Origin of the sequence: Microbacterium schleiferi, from assembly GCF_038150145.1 — a bacterium.
GTDB lineage: Bacteria > Actinomycetota > Actinomycetes > Actinomycetales > Microbacteriaceae > Microbacterium > Microbacterium schleiferi_B.
This window is the reverse complement of sequence record NZ_JBBWSA010000002.1, coordinates 290,613-305,329: the sequence shown is the minus strand read 5'-3', so window position 1 is coordinate 305,329 and position 14,717 is coordinate 290,613. Positions and strand designations below refer to the sequence as shown.

Annotated in this window: 17 protein-coding genes and 1 pseudogene; 13 read left to right on the top strand and 5 right to left on the bottom strand. The window is 66.1% G+C overall.

Annotated features, from left to right (window positions below):
• The first annotated feature begins 38 nt into the window (after positions 1-38).
• The 7 genes from rpsF to istB all read left to right on the top strand — a co-directional run bounded on the left by rpsF (position 39) and on the right by istB (position 5,793).
• Positions 39-395: a 30S ribosomal protein S6 gene (gene rpsF / locus AADH62_RS03350; RefSeq protein ID WP_228179254.1), complete on the top strand. Its 357-nt coding sequence runs from the start codon at positions 39-41 to the stop codon at positions 393-395.
• A gap of 5 nt (positions 396-400) precedes the next feature.
• Positions 401-895 carry a single-stranded DNA-binding protein gene (locus AADH62_RS03345; RefSeq protein WP_228179192.1) on the top strand — a complete coding sequence of 165 codons (495 nt, stop codon included), beginning with the start codon at positions 401-403 and terminating at the stop codon, positions 893-895.
• 44 nt (positions 896-939) lie between these two features.
• A complete protein-coding gene (gene rpsR, locus AADH62_RS03340) occupies positions 940-1,194 on the top strand; it encodes a 30S ribosomal protein S18 (protein ID WP_195692622.1) in 255 nt (84 codons plus the stop codon).
• Positions 1,195-1,203: 9 nt separating this feature from the next.
• Positions 1,204-1,656 (top strand): 50S ribosomal protein L9, encoded by a 453-nt coding sequence (rplI, locus tag AADH62_RS03335; RefSeq protein ID WP_228179191.1) that lies wholly within the window; start codon positions 1,204-1,206, stop codon positions 1,654-1,656.
• A gap of 529 nt (positions 1,657-2,185) precedes the next feature.
• Positions 2,186-3,559, top strand: coding sequence for a replicative DNA helicase (gene dnaB, locus AADH62_RS03330; protein ID WP_228179190.1), 1,374 nt, complete (start codon positions 2,186-2,188; stop codon positions 3,557-3,559).
• A 237-nt stretch (positions 3,560-3,796) separates the two neighbouring features.
• Complete coding sequence (istA, locus tag AADH62_RS03325; RefSeq protein ID WP_099970987.1) at positions 3,797-5,002, top strand: IS21 family transposase; 1,206 nt, start codon at positions 3,797-3,799, stop codon at positions 5,000-5,002.
• The gene (istB, locus tag AADH62_RS03320) at positions 5,002-5,793 is read left to right on the top strand and encodes an IS21-like element helper ATPase IstB (RefSeq protein ID WP_341578258.1); all 792 of its coding nucleotides are present in this window, start codon (positions 5,002-5,004) and stop codon (positions 5,791-5,793) included. Before istA ends, istB begins: the two co-directional genes overlap by 1 nt.
• Positions 5,794-5,888: 95 nt before the next feature.
• Here the strand turns inward: istB and AADH62_RS03315 are convergent, their stop codons facing one another.
• Both AADH62_RS03315 and AADH62_RS03310 read right to left on the bottom strand, forming a co-directional pair.
• A complete protein-coding gene (locus AADH62_RS03315; RefSeq protein WP_341578257.1) occupies positions 5,889-7,628 on the bottom strand; it encodes an ATP-dependent nuclease in 1,740 nt (579 codons plus the stop codon).
• A complete protein-coding gene (locus AADH62_RS03310) occupies positions 7,625-7,999 on the bottom strand; it encodes a hypothetical protein (RefSeq protein WP_341578283.1) in 375 nt (124 codons plus the stop codon). The genes AADH62_RS03315 and AADH62_RS03310 overlap by 4 nt, the downstream gene beginning before the upstream one ends.
• 24 nt (positions 8,000-8,023) lie before the next feature.
• Between AADH62_RS03310 and AADH62_RS03305 the strand changes: the two genes are divergently transcribed.
• On the top strand, positions 8,024-8,278 hold the full coding sequence (locus tag AADH62_RS03305; protein ID WP_341578287.1) for a hypothetical protein: 255 nt from the start codon (positions 8,024-8,026) through the stop codon (positions 8,276-8,278).
• Between the two features lie 265 nt (positions 8,279-8,543).
• On the opposite strand, the pseudogene AADH62_RS14560 reads toward AADH62_RS03305, so the two are convergent.
• Positions 8,544-8,702 (bottom strand): annotated as a pseudogene (locus AADH62_RS14560) (helix-turn-helix domain-containing protein); the annotation flags it as partial.
• Between the two features lie 133 nt (positions 8,703-8,835).
• On the opposite strand from AADH62_RS14560, the gene AADH62_RS03300 reads away from it, so the two are divergent.
• Complete coding sequence (locus AADH62_RS03300) at positions 8,836-9,843, top strand: YeiH family protein (protein ID WP_341578256.1); 1,008 nt, start codon at positions 8,836-8,838, stop codon at positions 9,841-9,843.
• A gap of 6 nt (positions 9,844-9,849) precedes the next feature.
• The gene (locus AADH62_RS03295) at positions 9,850-10,575 is read left to right on the top strand and encodes a TetR/AcrR family transcriptional regulator (RefSeq protein ID WP_341578255.1); all 726 of its coding nucleotides are present in this window, start codon (positions 9,850-9,852) and stop codon (positions 10,573-10,575) included.
• On the opposite strand, the gene AADH62_RS03290 is transcribed toward AADH62_RS03295, so the two are convergent.
• The gene (locus AADH62_RS03290) at positions 10,563-11,000 is read right to left on the bottom strand and encodes a cupin domain-containing protein (RefSeq protein WP_341578254.1); all 438 of its coding nucleotides are present in this window, start codon (positions 10,998-11,000) and stop codon (positions 10,563-10,565) included. The two genes, AADH62_RS03295 and AADH62_RS03290, sit on opposite strands and share 13 nt — an antisense overlap.
• A gap of 24 nt (positions 11,001-11,024) precedes the next feature.
• Positions 11,025-11,864 carry a fumarylacetoacetate hydrolase family protein gene (locus AADH62_RS03285; protein WP_341578253.1) on the bottom strand — a complete coding sequence of 280 codons (840 nt, stop codon included), beginning with the start codon at positions 11,862-11,864 and terminating at the stop codon, positions 11,025-11,027.
• Between the two features lie 83 nt (positions 11,865-11,947).
• On the opposite strand from AADH62_RS03285, the gene AADH62_RS03280 reads away from it, so the two are divergent.
• From AADH62_RS03280 to AADH62_RS03270, 3 genes are all read left to right on the top strand, one after another.
• Entirely contained in the window at positions 11,948-12,736 is a 789-nt protein-coding gene (locus AADH62_RS03280; RefSeq protein WP_341578252.1) for an IclR family transcriptional regulator, read from the top strand.
• 89 nt (positions 12,737-12,825) lie between these two features.
• Positions 12,826-13,920: an NADH:flavin oxidoreductase/NADH oxidase gene (locus AADH62_RS03275; RefSeq protein ID WP_341578251.1), complete on the top strand. Its 1,095-nt coding sequence runs from the start codon at positions 12,826-12,828 to the stop codon at positions 13,918-13,920.
• Positions 13,921-14,008: 88 nt separating this feature from the next.
• Entirely contained in the window at positions 14,009-14,641 is a 633-nt protein-coding gene (locus AADH62_RS03270) for a TetR/AcrR family transcriptional regulator (protein WP_341578250.1), read from the top strand.
• Positions 14,642-14,717: the final 76 nt, after the last annotated feature.

The window sequence follows — 14,717 nt, the reverse complement described above, 5'->3', positions numbered from 1 at the left end:
GAGGTGGGTCAGTGACGCACACACACCAGTACGAACTCATGGTGATCATCAACCCTGAGATCGACGAGCGCCAGGTCCCCACGACCCTCGACAAGTTCCTCGCAGTCATCACCAACGATGGTGGCTCGATCGAGAACGTCGATGTCTGGGGCCGCCGTCGCCTGGCTTACGAGATCCAGAAGAAGACCGAGGGCATCTACGCCGTCGTCAACTTCACCTCGACCAGCGATGCCGCGCAGGAGCTCGACCGTCAGCTCAAGCTGAACGAGCAGATCATGCGCACCAAGGTGCTTCGTGCCGAGGAGGCCATTGCGATGGTCGCGTCGGAGGCAAAGCGCGCCGAAGAGAAGGCTGCCCGCAAGGCTGCCGCACCGGCTCGGGCTGCGAAGGCGTAATCGTCATGGCCGGCGAAACCGTCATCACCGTTGTGGGCAACCTCACGGCTGATCCCGAGCTGCGCTACACGCAGAACGGGCTTCCGGTCGCGAACTTCACGATCGCATCGACGCCGCGCACTTTCGACCGTCAGGCCAATGAGTGGAAGGACGGCGAAGCGCTGTTCCTTCGCGCGAGCGTCTGGCGTGACTTCGCCGAGCACGTCGCCGGCTCGCTGACCAAGGGCTCCCGCGTCATCGCGACCGGGCGCCTCAAGCAGCGCAGCTACCAGGACCGCGAAGGCAACAACCGCACCGCCATCGAGCTGGAGGTCGACGAGATCGGCCCGTCGCTGCGTTACGCGACAGCTCAGGTCACGCGCGCCGCGAGCAGCGGTGGCGGCGGTGGCGGTAGCCAGTCCCGCGGTCAGGTTGCCGACGAGCCCTGGTCGACCCCCGGTTCCTCGAACGCCGACGCTTGGGCTGCCCCCGGCAGCTACGGCGACGACACCCCGTTCTAAGCACTACGGATGCCGCGGCATCCGTTCACACGTAAGGAAATCCCATGGCTGGAAAGTCAAGCGGCGATCGCCGCAAGCCGCGCAAGGGCGGCAAGCCGGTAGCACCGGCAAAGGCAATCCGGGTCGGCGTCATCGACTACAAGGATGTCGCAACCCTCCGCAAGTTCATCTCGGAGCGCGGCAAGATCCGCGCCCGTCGTATCACCGGTGTTTCGGTGCAGGAGCAGCGTCTGATCGCCCGCGCGATCAAGAACGCGCGCGAAATGGCGCTCCTGCCTTACGCCGGCGCTGGCCGCTAAGGAGTCCCCATGTCGAAGCTCATTCTCACGAACGAGGTCGCCGGGCTCGGTAGCGCCGGTGACGTTGTCGAGGTCAAGGACGGGTACGCCCGTAACTACCTCATCCCGCAGGGATTCGCCGTGGCCTGGAGCCGCGGTGGCGAGAAGCAGGTCGCCTCGATCCGCGCTGCACGCGAGGCTCGTGCGATCCACGACCACGAAGAGGCTGTTTCGCTCAAGCAGAACCTCGAGTCGAACAAGGTCAAGCTCGCCATCAAGGCTGGCGCCGAAGGCCGCCTGTTCGGTTCGGTCAAGCCCGCGGATGTCGCGGACGCTGTCAAGGCCGCCGGTTTTGGTGACCTCGACAAGCGCAAGATCCACATCACGTCGCCGATCAAGTCGGTCGGCGAGCACGAGGCCACGATCCGTCTGCGCGACGACGTGACCGCCGTGATCACGCTGCAGGTCGTCGCCGCGAAGTAATCGCGAGACGCCCCGAAGGGCGGATGCCGCAGGCTGAAAAGTCTGCAGCATCCGCCCTTCATTTGTTGTGATGTCGCGGGTGGTTTTGTGCTCCTGGGCTTGCACGTTCGGTTGCCGCCTGATAGGCGAATTCTGTGCCGCTTGTACACAGCGAGAGACAGCACAGACAACCTTCAACGCCAGGTTCAACCACAACCTTGTCCACAACGTGTGGGGAAGTAAAACTCCAGGTCAGATGCCCTTTCTTCTGATTGGATCTGTGATCTCACAACCTTTGTCCACAGGCACTGCTCACAAGCACAGCGGCGTTTCCCGCAGGTTCTACACAGAGTTATCCACAGGCGGTGTTGCGGGTGTCGGAACCCGTCCATAGCGTTGTGCTGGCCGGTGGCGAGGCGCTCCGGATTCAGCGTCGAAACCAGCGCCTCAACAGCTGCGGAAGAGGCGTTCTACCGCACCCGCGGATGGCACAGCCACGGTGCAGTACAGCCACACGGTGCAGCACAGCACGAACAGCGAAGGGGGATACATGTCGATTGCGGACATCTCGGAGGATCGGCTCGGCGGACCCCGTGAGCACGAGCGCACTCCGCCGCACGACATCCTCGCCGAGCAGAGCGCACTCGGCGGCATGCTGCTGTCGAAGGATGCCGTCGCCGATGTCATCGAGACCCTGCGCGGCGCTGACTTCTACATCCCCAAGCACGAACTGATCTTCGAGGCGATCCTCACGCTCTACTCGCACGGTGAACCGACCGATGTCATCACGGTCACCGACGAACTCATCAAGACGGGTGAACTGCAGCGCGCCGGCGGCGCCGACTACCTGCACACGCTCACCTCGATCGTCCCGACCGCTGCCAACGCCGCCTACTACGCGTCGATCGTGGCAGAGCGCGCGCTCCTGCGTCGTCTCGTCGAGGCCGGTACCCGCATCGTCCAAATGGGATACGCCGGGCAGGGCGAAGCCGTAGACCTCGTCAACTCCGCGCAGGCGGAGATCTACTCGGTCACCGGCGCCGAGGCAGCCGAAGACTATGTGCCGCTCGAGACCGCGGTCGATGCCGCACTCGAAGAGATCGAGGCCGCGCGTGGCCGCGATGGCAAGATGACCGGCATCCCGACGGGCTTCAGCGGTCTCGATCAGCTCACGAACGGGTTGCACCCCGGGCAGATGATCATCATCGCCGCTCGTCCCGCGATGGGTAAGTCGACGCTCGCCCTCGACTTCGCGCGGGCCGCGGCGATCAAGAACAACATGCCGACGATCTTCTTCTCACTCGAAATGGGGCGCAGCGAGATCGCCATGCGCCTCATGAGTGCGGAGGGCGCCGTGCCGCTGCAGAACATGCGCAAGGGCACGCTCGACTCCCGAGACTGGACGACGATCGCCGCCACCCGAGGCCGCATCAATGAGGCACCGCTCTACATCGACGACAGCCCGAACATGACCCTCGTCGAGATCCGGGCAAAGTGCCGCCGACTCAAGCAGCGCGCCGGCCTGAAGATGGTCGTCATCGACTACCTGCAGCTCATGACAAGCGGCAAGCGGGTCGAGTCGCGTCAGCAGGAGGTCTCGGAATTCTCCCGTGCGCTGAAGCTGCTCGCCAAGGAACTCGGGGTTCCCGTGATCGCGTTGTCGCAGCTGAACCGTGGTCCCGAGCAGCGTGCCGACAAGAAGCCGGCGCTGTCTGACCTGCGTGAATCGGGTTCGATCGAGCAGGATGCCGACATGGTCGTACTGCTGCACCGTGAAGCGGCCTACGAGAAGGACTCACCCCGCGCTGGCGAGGCCGACCTGATCGTCGCCAAGCACCGTAACGGACCCACCGACACGATCACCGTCGCATTCCAGGGCCATTACTCGCGCTTCGCCGACATGGCCCCCGGCGACTTCGGATAGGTGTAGGTTTTTTTTGAAGTTGTCCATTTCGGAGATGAAATGTCCACGTGGTGTCCATCTGGACATCTCACCGGCTCCGAGGCGGGAGCGCCGCCGCGTTGGAGACCACTCCGACCGCTGCTCGGGCCGATACACCCCAGCCAATCGATTGCACGACCGCATCGGCCTGTCGACGACGTTTGAGTTCTAGTCCAAAACGACGCTTGAAAACTAGGCCACCCAGACCAGATTGGGTGGGTGATCTCCTTGGAAGATTGGGCGTTGATCAGGCGGCTTGTCGCGGACGGTGTTCCGCAGCGTCAGGTGGCTCGAGATCTCGGTATCGCGCGGGACACAGTGGCCGCAGCCGTGAGGTCGGACCGGCCGCCGAAGTATGAGCGGCCGTCGCAGCCGACGTCGTTCTCGCCGTTCGAAGCGCGGGTGAGGGCGTTGCTGGCGGAGCATCCGTCGATGCCGGCGACGGTGATCGCAGAACGCGTCGAGTGGGACGGGTCGATCACCTGGTTCCGCGAGAACGTCCGACGGCTACGACCGGAGCATCGCCCGGTCGACCCGGCGGATCGGCTGAGCTGGGCTGCGGGTGATGCGGCGCAGTGTGATCTCTGGTTCCCGCCGCGGAAGATCCCGCTCGAGAATGGCACGGCCGTGTTGCTGCCGGTGTTGGTGATCGTCGCGGCGCATTCGCGTTTCGTGACGGCGAGGATGATCCCGACGCGGAAGACGGAGGATCTGCTGCTGGGGTCGTGGGAGCTGATCCAGCAACTCGGCCGCGTTCCGCGCAGGCTGATCTGGGACAACGAGCCCGGGATCGGTCAGAAGGGTCGGCTCGCGCAGGGTGTCGCCGCGTTCGCCGGAACCCTCGCCACGAAGGTCGTGCAGCTGCGGCCTTACGACCCGGAGTCCAAGGGGATCGTGGAGCGGCGCAACGGCTGGATGGAGACCTCGTTCATGCCCGGCAGGACGTTCGCCTCACCGGCAGACTTCAACGCTCAGCTGACCGATTGGTTGGAGAGAGCGAACGGCAGGGTCGTGCGGACGATCAAGGCCCGCCCGGTTGACCTGATCGAGCATGACCGGTCTCGGATGCTGCCGTTGCCGCCGATCCCGCTGCAGCTCGGCTGGCGAGAACGAGTGAGGCTGGGGCGCGACTACTACGTCCGCCTCGATGCGTCCGACTACTCCGTCGACCCGACTGCGATCGGACGGCTCGTCGACGTCACCGCCGACCTCGACCGGGTTCGGGTTCGGCTCGACGGCCGGATCGTCGCTGACCACGCCCGCGTCTGGGCGCGCGGGAGCACGATCACTGACCCCGCTCATGTCGAGATCGCGAAGCGGTTGCGGCAGCAGTTCCAGCAGCCGCGACCGGCGGCGGCCGGCGACGACCTCACCAGGGATCTCGCGGACTATGACCGAGCGTTCGGGATCGAAGGAGTCGCCTGATGGTCACCGCGAAGTCGACCGAGTCGGTCAAGCAGATCACCTATCTCGCCGGCGCGCTCAAAGCTCCCCGGATCACCGAAGCGGCCGGCCGCATGGCTGACCAGGCCCGGGATGCGGGCTGGTCGTTCGAGGACTACCTCGCCGCCGTCCTCGAACGCGAAGTCTCAGCTAGGAACGCGTCCGGCGCCGAGCTGCGCATCAAAGCCGCCGGGTTCCCCGCGCGGAAGACACTCGAGGACTTCGACTGGGACGCGCAACCGGCGACCCGGCAGCAGATCGCCGCTCTCGCATCGGGAGGCTTCCTCCTCGAAGCGCAGAACGTGGTCCTGCTCGGCCCGCCCGGCACCGGGAAGACGCATCTCGCGACCGCGCTCGGAATCGTCGCCGCACGGCACGGGCACCGGGTGCTATTCGCGACGGCGACGGACTGGGTCACCCGCCTCACCGACGCCCACCGGCAAGGCCGGCTCCCGCAAGAGCTCGCCCGGCTGCGCCGCTACGGGCTGATCATCGTCGACGAAGTCGGCTACCTGCCGTTCGAGCAAGACGCCGCCAACCTCTTCTTCCAGCTCGTCTCATCCCGCTACGAACACGCCTCCCTGATCCTCACCTCAAACCTGCCGTTCAGCGGCTGGGGCGGGGTCTTCGGCGACCAAGCCGTCGCCGCCGCGATGATCGACCGCATCGTTCACCACGCCGACGTCCTCACCTTGAAGGGCGCGAGCTACCGGCTCCGCGGGCGCGGGATCGACAGCCTTCCGAGCATCAGAACCCAGGATCCGGCAGACTAACAACACGAATCGGTGGCCTAGTTTTCGCCCGTCGTCTTGGCCTGGTTCTCAACCGTCGCCGACATCCCCAAAGGAGTAGGTCGTATGTTCCCGACTTACGCTCGTCCTCGGGAGCTGGCCGCAAGCCTGGGGATCTCTCTCCGAAGTGCCTTATAAGAGTTGGGGAGCGCGTTGGCGGACAGCTCGGAGATTGCGGAGATCAACACCTCCTGCTTCTTGATGGCCTTTCCGCGGCTCTTAAGAAGCTCACGAGTCGTGCGCTGACCCTCCGGCACCTGGAAGTGGTCGAACATGCGTGTACGCGGCGTTGCCGCATTCACGAGGTCGACTTCCAAGGCCCACATGAAACAGAAGAAGCCGAGAGCTGCCAGAGATTTCAGAGCCTCGCTGGGGCGCTGTACCAAATCGTCAATCAGCCGTGCGCGAGCCGACTGGTTCGGTACAACCGTGGTCAGCAGACAACCCGGTTGGAGGCGCGCTTCGTACTGCGGGAAGCCGCGGCTGTCGAGGCTGGCATCTCGTGACCCGTTCTTGTACGGAACGAAGTAGTCACGATCTACGACGTACGCAGCATTGATCTGGAGTCCCCGGAGTAGGTGGAACATGTAGTCCACATTGCCCTTGCTAACCCCACCATCCAGCGAGACGATGCTCACGCCAAGTTCATCCGTGGGTGTGCCCGCGTCCTCAAGCAGTCTCTCGATCACGGACGCGTCGATCGGGCTCTCAGTAACAACGACGAAGTCCGCGAAAAGGAACTCGGAGTTCCGTCGTCGATGGAACTTGTAGTACCGGTCCCGATCGAGCCCGTGATCGGCGAAGAACGTCCGGCTGATCTGAGAGAGCTCGACCTCGAGGTCTCGACGGTTGCTGCTTGTCCTCTTGCAGAGAACGACGTGCTCGTGATCGAGCATGTCCACGATGGTCGGAGAGTGTGTGGTGAAGATGACTTGGAGCCCGAGTCGCGAAAGATTTCGCATCAGCTGTTGTTGGGCCTGCGGGTGGAGATTCTGCTCCGGTTCTTCAAGCCCTAGCAGATACTTCTTGCTCTGTAACTCGGCCAGGTAGGCATAGAGCGCGAATACGGCCATGCTCTGCGTCCCACTCCCGCTGTCGGAGAGTGGGATGGTCTGCCCGCCTTCGCGCACGGCCAGTGCCAAGTTCTGCAGGAGCAGCCGGTAGTCCGGGGGCACGGCGTAACTCAGCTCGAACGAGAACGGCCCATCGAGAGGCGCGATGGATCGAAGTTGCTTCTCGAGCCCTGACAGCGACTTCTCGCGAAGACGGTCAGCCACCTTTGCGATTTCGGGACTTCGCCGATCTCTTTGGCTATGGCGGCTGACCCACTCCTCCACTGCCCGCTCGAGCAAACCACCCGTGGAGCTGTGGGCAACCTCGTGGTCGCGTCGAATTGGCACGAGGGCATAGGTGATGTGCTCCCGCAGCGTGTCGGCGAAGCTCGCGACTGTCTCCCACTCGCCAGCCCGCCACACTTGCCAGACGGGCTTTCTCTGGTACTTGAGGCGCCCCCGGAACTCTCCGCTCACACCCGAAGTGGGAAGAGCTGTCCCCTCGAGACCCTCGATCGTGAGCTCGATGATCGCTTGCGTCGCATTTGAGTACCGGTGCGCGCCAGATTCGAAAGCGGGTCTCTCGTCGTCGAAGTTGAAGAACGCGTTTAGGGCTCGGAGAACGGTCGACTTCCCGGCGCCATTCTGGCCAACCAACGCGACCGTCTCTCCAAGCTCGATCTCGGCTTTCGCGATCGCGCGGAACTTCTCGATCCGGAGTCGGGTAACGCGGATGTCTCGCTCCTGCGTTGTTGGTGCGTTCAACCCATCACCAACTGCATCAGCTCGGAGTAGTCAGAGACGACGTCATACGTGACGTTTTGGTTGGTCCTCGCGCTGAGCGCAGCGAAGAACTTGCGCGCACACTCGATCTTGGCGTTCTCGACGCCCTTGAGCTGAAGAGTCGAGAGCGACCCCTTCGTTTCGGCTACGAAGTAGACGTGCTTGATCTTTGTGTCGTCATCGCGGAATGCAATCGCCCAGTCGGGGTTGTAGTCGCCGACCGGCGTGGGGATGAAGAAGCCGCGTGGGAGCTTCGAGTAGACGACGACCTCGTCGCTGACGTCGAGCTTCTCGACGAACGAGCGCTCGACCTTGGAGTCGGTGACCACGTACTCGTAGACGCTCTTCTTCAGCTTGTCGCCGGCCTTGGACAGGTCGTGCGCAGTCTGGTTCTCGGTGAAGATCGACGAGTCGTAGCGGTTGTCGAGCGGGTCGTAACTGAGGTGTTCGACGATGGCAGTCGCCTTCTGCTCGTTGATGAGTCGGGCGGCCTCGGTGATGAACTGCTCGGGGTTCTGCTTGAACTTCGCAAACGTACCCGGGTGGATGCCGGTGAGTATCGACGCGCACGTGCGGCGGGTGAGCTGCGTCTTCTCCGCAATCTCTCCCAGAAGGTCGTACTTGACAGTTGATCCTGATGTCGGCCTGGTCGTGCCTGATCCAGTCCATGACCTCGTCGGAGTTCCCGACGTCGAGTGAGGCGTTTCCGGGGGCGAGGTGTCCGGCGATCCGGCGGTCGGCCAGCCAGCGTGGCACGAGCTGCTCGGCGACCGTGAGGCTTGCGGCGATGCGCACCGGTGACGGCGCGCTCTCGGAGAGCCCAGTGATGGTCCGTGCGAGATCCTCGGCTGCGGCGAGCACCGGCCGCGCAGCCGCGGCCACCGTCTCGCCTTCGCCGGTGAGGCTCGTGCCCGTCGTGCTGCGCATGAGGATTGGGTGGCCGATGGCCGTCTCGAGCCGCGTGAGGTTCGCCGACACGGTCGGCTGGCTGAGACCGAGTTCTCGGGCGACGGCACCCACCGACCCGAGGCGCTGCAGCTCGACCAGCTGTCGCATCACGGCGAGGGTGATGCGGGGGTCCAGTGCCGTCACGTGGGCGTCGTGCCCGGAGCCTGTCATAGAGCGAGCCTATGCCCCACCGTGGAAGTTCGGCGTTTCCGTGGAGTCGGGCGCGCTCGACAGTGGAAGCATGACGAACACCGCGCTCACCGCTGTCCGTAAGCACGGGGTCACGGTGGTGGGAATGCTGATCGTCGGCGCGCTGATCCTCGGCGCATCCGGGCTGATGCCCGGTGTGTCGGCGCTCCTGATCGCGATCATCGCCGGGGCGATCGCACGCAACCTCCGCGTGCTGCCGCGCCACCTGACGCCCAGCCTCAACATCGTGTCGAAGCGGCTACTGCGCCTGGGGATCGTGCTCCTCGGCTTCAAGCTGTCGCTGCCGAGCCTCGCCGTCATCGGGGCCGAGGGTGTCGTTACCCTGATCGTCACCGTGATCGCGACGTACGTCGGCAGCCTGGCGATCGGTGCGGCACTGAAGGTCCCCCGCAGTTCGCGGATGCTGATCGCCACCGGCTTCGCCATCTGCGGCGCGTCGGCGGTCGCGGCGATGAGCAGCATCGTCGATCCGGACGGGAAACGAGAAGAGGAGACAGCGCAGGCGGTGGCGCTGGTCACCATCTTCGGGACCATCGCCCTGTTCGGGCTTCCTTTTCTCGTCCCCGTCTTCGGCCTGAGCGACCTTCAGGCGGGTATCTGGATCGGTGCGAGTGTGCACGAAGTGGCGCAGGTCGTCGCGGCCGGCGCGATGGTGTCGACGGCGGCACTGGCCGTGGCGACGCTCGCGAAGCTCGGACGCGTGGTCCTGCTCGCGCCGCTCATCGCCGTGGCCAGTGCCATCGAGCAGCGGCGGTCGTCGGCAGGGAGGACGCAGCGTCCGCCGATCCTTCCTCTCTTCGTCGCGGGCTTCCTGGCCGCCGTCCTCGTGAGGACGTTCGTGCCGATGCCCGGTGAGCTGCTCAGCGGTCTTGATGTGACGTCCACCCTCCTCCTCACCGCAGCGATGCTCGGGCTCGGCTACGGCGTCGACCTGCGCAAGCTCGTGAAGACGGGGTGGCAGCCGTTCGTGCTCGGAGCGGCCTCGACGGTCCTCGCGGCGACGGTCGCGCTGGTCACGCTTGCCGCGGCGGGAGCGTGAGGACGCGTGGTCCTGTCGTACGGGGAGAGCGCGACCGGCGGGGAGTGGGTGGGAGCCGCCCGCGGGCATGAGACCAGGGAGCGCCTGCTGCGCGCGGCCGAGACGGTGTTCGCGGAGCGGGGCATCGCCGGAGCTCAGCTGCGGGAGATCGGCCGGGCGGCGGGGCAGCGCAACAATGCCGCCGTCCACTACTACTTCGGCGACAAGGACCGCTTGATCCGCGCCGTTCTCGAGCGGGGCGCCGCCGAGAGCGAGGCGCTCCGTGCCCGCCGGGTGCGCCGACTCGCCCGATCGATGTCGGCGCCGGCCGTCACCGACATCGTGGACGCCGCGCTGCGGCCGCTGTCGGTGCATCTGCGTCGCGGCGACCGGTACCTGATGTTCCTGTCGCAGCTCACCCGAGAGCGCGGGCTCGACGGCTCGCTCGGTGCGCCGGGGATCGCACCCTCGCTGTGCGTGCTCCGGTACCGGCTGGGGGAGACACTGTCGGAGGCGGCGAGGATCCCGCTCGACGGCCGGTGGTCGCTGGCCCTGGCGAGCGGCATCCATGCCCTGGCGTTGCACCAGTCGGTCGCCGAACGCGAGCGGTCAGCCGGCAGCGAGCATGGGATCCGCACCGCGCACGTCGACGGTCTCGTCTGCTTCCTCGCAGCGGGCATCGAGGGGCGCGGACGACAAGAGCCCCCGGCGATGCCAAGGGCTCCTGCGCGCGCGGGGGATCAGTCGACGTAGGCGATCTCGATGTCGGCGACGTCCTGGTTTTCGAGGTTCACCACGATGTTGTCGGGCGTGCGCGTGGTCATCCACACGAGCTCCTCGGTGTGGCTGAGGTTGCCCTCGATGTGCGGCACGAATGGTGGGACGTACACGAAGTCGCCCTCCGACATGTAGATGATCTGCTCGTAGCGCTCGCCGAAGCGGATGAAGCCATTGCCCTTGAAGACGTAGCCGCCGGTCTCCGCCTCGCCGTGGTGGTGGGGGTCGGACACCTCGCCCGGCCCGGTGTAGACCTTTCCGAACCACAGGTTCTCGACCTCGGTGTTCTCGACGGCCACCCCGGAGTAGCGGCGGGCGTTCGAGGTCTGGCCGGGGGCCATGGGCAGTTCGTCCTTGCGCTGGACGGTGAGCTTCTTCAGGGTCTGGGGTGCGTCGGTCACGGTGGTGCCTTTCTGTTGCGAGGGTCAGTCTTCTTCTTCGACGACGGGGTTGGTGAGGATTCCGATGCCCTCCACGGTCACGTCGACGACGTCGCCGGGGAAGAGCCAGCGTGCGGGATCGTGGCCGTCGGCGACCCCGCCGGGCGTGCCGGTGGCGATGATGTCGCCGGGTGAGAGCCGGGTCCATTCGGAGCAGTAAACGATGAGCTCGGCGACCCCGAAGACCAGCTGGTCGAGGGAGGAGTCCTGCACGGTCTCGCCGTTGATCGAGGTCGTGATGCGCTGCGCTCCGACGGGTCCGAACTCGTCGGCGGTCACGATGACGGGACCGAGGCCACCGCTGCGGGGGAAGTTCTTGCCGGGCGTGAACTGCTGGGTGTGACGCTGGTAGTCGCGCAGCGAGCCGTCGTTCATGATCGTGAAGCCGAGGACGTGGTCGAGCGCGTCCTCCAGGGCGATGTGGCGGCCGCCGCGACCGATGACGACGGCGAACTCGCCTTCGTAGTCGAAGGTCGTGCTGTTGCGCGGGGCAACGAGTGCTTCGCCCGATCCGACGAGAGTGTCATTGAACCGGGTGAAGACGACGGGCTTGGCGGGCCAGGGCCGATTCATCTCCTTGATGTGGTCGGCGTAGTTGAGGCCGATGCAGATGATCTTCTCGGCGTCGACGAGGGGCGGAAGGAGGTGCACCGCATCGGCCGGCCGGGGTTTGCCGGACTGTGCGAGCACGCCGTCGAGGGCGTCGTCGCGCAGGACGCTTGCAAGGGTGCGCCCGCCGGCCGCCTCGCCGAGGTCGCGGACCTGGTCTCCGTCGAGCACGCCCCAGGATGAGGTGCCAGCGTGGGTGAACGACACGAGTCGCATGATCCGCTCTCCTTCGGTCGGGTACGTGGCAAGCTCACCGGGTCATAGACGTACGTGCAACCGTTCGTTAATCTTGTCTCGTCATGCGAGACCAAGACCCTTACCACGTCGGCGCCCTTGACCTCGGCCTCCAGGTGATCGAGATGCTGGAATCGCGCGATCGCGTCAGCATCGGAGACGTCGCCCGAGCTGCCGGAGTCGCCCGCGCGACAGCACACCGGTGCCTCCGCACGCTCGAGGTGCGGGGCTTCGTCACGCTCTCCTCGACGGGCCGGGGATACTTCGTCGGCCCCCGCCTGCTCGCGCTCAGCACCGACGCCGTCCTCGACCCGCTCGCGCGCCCGCGGCACCGAGCAGTGCTCGCCGAGGTGAGGGACCGCACCGGGGAGGCGGTGCACACGGCCGTGCTGATGGGCGCGCGCGTGCTGGTGGTGGATGGACGCCGCTCGGTGCACGCCGACGACATCGGAGTGCGCGTGGGGATGACGGCCTGGGCGCATGCGCTGGCCGCCGGCAAGCTCCTGCTCGCTGCGTGCAACGACGAACAGGTCGCGGCACTGCTCCCCTCCGACCCTCTGCCGCAGCCCGGCGGCTCCACGATCCGCTCGGCTGCGGAATTCCTCGCAGCGCTGGCCGAGACGCGCCGGGCCGGGTGGGCGCGGGCGATGCATGAGTCGGAGCCCGGGGTGTGTTCGATCGCCGTGCCTCTCGACGGCTCTCACTGGCGCGACCGCGTGGCCCTCGTGGTCTCGGTGCCGGCGCAGCGGGCGTCGCAGGGGCGGCTGAACGAACTGGCGCGGGCGGCGCGGCAGACCGTGGGGGAGTTCGCACGACGTGACGTCGTCACGCCGTGGCGTCTGCCGCGGGCGTGACGACGGCGGGGTGGGGTTGCGTTCAGCGCAGAGACACGGGCAGAATTAAAAAGCGAACGACCGTTCGTTTCCCACGATGAGGTGACGCGATGCCCAAACACCAGAATCCCCCGCGGCTGTTCGAGCCGATCCGACTCCGCGACCTCGATGTCGCGCACCGGCTGTGGGTGGCGGCGATGTGCCAGTACTCGGCCATCGACGGCATGCCGCAGGCCTGGCACCTCGCACACCTCGGCTCGTTCGCCATCGGCCGCGCGGGGCTGATCATCACCGAGGCGACAGCGGTGTCACCTGAGGGTCGCATCACCAAGGAGGACGCCGGCATCTGGACCGACGACCAGGCGGCGAAGTGGGCCGAGATCGTCGACTTCATCCACTCGCAGGGCGTGCCTGTCGCGATGCAACTCGCGCACGCCGGCCGCAAGGCGTCCACCAAGCCCCCATACCTCGGCCGCGGTTACCAGGAGCCCTCCGACGGAGGGTGGGAGACGGTGGGCCCGAGCGTGCGCGCGTTCGGCGAGCTCCCGCCGCCTCGGGCGCTCAGCGTCGACGAGATCCAGCAGGTCGTCCGCGACTTCGCGGATGCCGCGCGCCGTGCCGTCGCCGCCGGATGCGACGCGGTCGAGATCCACGGCGCCCACGGGTACCTGCAGCACCAGTTCCTCTCCCCTCTGTCGAACGACCGCACGGACGAGTACGGCGGCGACGCCGAGGGGCGCTCTCGCCTGACCCGAGAGACGGTGCAGGCCGTGCGCGACGTCATCCCCGACGGCATGCCGCTGTTCATCCGGCTCTCGGCGACCGACTGGGTCGAGGGGGGCTGGAGTATCGACGACACCGTCGCCCTCGTCCCGGAACTGGTCGAACTCGGGGTCGACTTCGTCTCGGTCTCGTCGGCGGGCAACGACCACCGGCAGGACATTCCGATAGGCCCCGGCTATCAGCTGCCGCTCGCGCGTGCGGTGCGACAACGTGCGGGGGTGCCCGTGGGGGCGGCCGGGCTCATCACCGAGCCCCAGCAGGCAGAGAGCGCCCTGGTCGACGGTGCGGCCGACGTCATCTTCGGTGCGAGGCAGTTCCTCCGCGAGCCCGGCTTCGCCCTGCGGGCCGCTGCGGAGCTCGGCGGCGTGCTCGAGTGGCCACGCCAATATCGCATGGCGCGATTCGAAGGCAGCATTCCCTGATCGGACCGTGGTTCCATATTCATGAACGGGCGATCGCTCTTGGGAACGCGGCGATAGCGCAGTTGGTCACGTCGAGGGGAACTGATCCATGACCGGAGTCACGTTGAGCGGACAGCAGACGGCAGCGGCGATCCGCAGGGAGGCTGCTGCGAGCTTCTTCGCCCATGGGTACGAGGCGACGAGCCTACGCCAGGTCGCGGCCGCGGTGGGCATCAAGGTGGGCAGCCTCTACAACCACATCACGAGCAAGGAGGACCTCCTGCTCTCGGTGATGGGCGGCACGATGGACGACCTCACCGAGCTGATGGAGACCGCGCTCGCCGACAAGACCGACCCGCTCGATCGCCTGCTCGCGTTCGTCGAGTGCCACATCCGATTCCACGCGGAGCGGGCGCTGGAGGTCTTCATCGGCAACAGCGAGCTACGTTCCCTGCCGCCGGACGCGCGCGCCGAAATCACGGAGAAGAGGCGCGCTTACCGGGCGGTGCTCGAGGAGCTCATCATCGAGGTGACGAAGAACACCGAGGGGCAGTCGTTGAGCCCGCGACTGCACGCGTTCAGTGTCGTGGCGATCGGCACGCACGTGTCGAGCTGGTATCGCGCCGACGGCGGGTTCTCGCTCGACGAGATCATCGACACCTACACGAAGATCATTCTTCGCGGGCTAGGCGTCGCCGACGCTGACGAACGCGTCGACGCGCACCTCGCGCTCGCGAACTGAGTCGTCCCCGCCGCGTCTTGCGAAACGGTGGGGATGCATTACACTCAGAAAGAGACAAACGCTCGTACGTTTGTTT

Bases quoted from the DNA above. Each gene is read 5' to 3' on its own strand.
- rpsF (WP_228179254.1), top strand. From the start codon at position 39: ATGGTGATCATCAACCCTGAGATCGACGAGCGCCAGGTCCCCACGACC.
- AADH62_RS03345 (WP_228179192.1), top strand. From the start codon at position 401: ATGGCCGGCGAAACCGTCATCACCGTTGTGGGCAACCTCACGGCTGAT.
- rpsR (WP_195692622.1), top strand. From the start codon at position 940: ATGGCTGGAAAGTCAAGCGGCGATCGCCGCAAGCCGCGCAAGGGCGGC.
- rplI (WP_228179191.1), top strand. From the start codon at position 1,204: ATGTCGAAGCTCATTCTCACGAACGAGGTCGCCGGGCTCGGTAGCGCC.
- dnaB (WP_228179190.1), top strand. From the start codon at position 2,186: ATGTCGATTGCGGACATCTCGGAGGATCGGCTCGGCGGACCCCGTGAG.
- istB (WP_341578258.1), top strand. From the start codon at position 5,002: ATGGTCACCGCGAAGTCGACCGAGTCGGTCAAGCAGATCACCTATCTC.
- AADH62_RS03300 (WP_341578256.1), top strand. From the start codon at position 8,836: ATGACGAACACCGCGCTCACCGCTGTCCGTAAGCACGGGGTCACGGTG.
- AADH62_RS03285 (WP_341578253.1), bottom strand. From the start codon at position 11,864: ATGCGACTCGTGTCGTTCACCCACGCTGGCACCTCATCCTGGGGCGTG.
- AADH62_RS03280 (WP_341578252.1), top strand. From the start codon at position 11,948: ATGCGAGACCAAGACCCTTACCACGTCGGCGCCCTTGACCTCGGCCTC.
- AADH62_RS03275 (WP_341578251.1), top strand. From the start codon at position 12,826: ATGCCCAAACACCAGAATCCCCCGCGGCTGTTCGAGCCGATCCGACTC.
- AADH62_RS03270 (WP_341578250.1), top strand. From the start codon at position 14,009: ATGACCGGAGTCACGTTGAGCGGACAGCAGACGGCAGCGGCGATCCGC.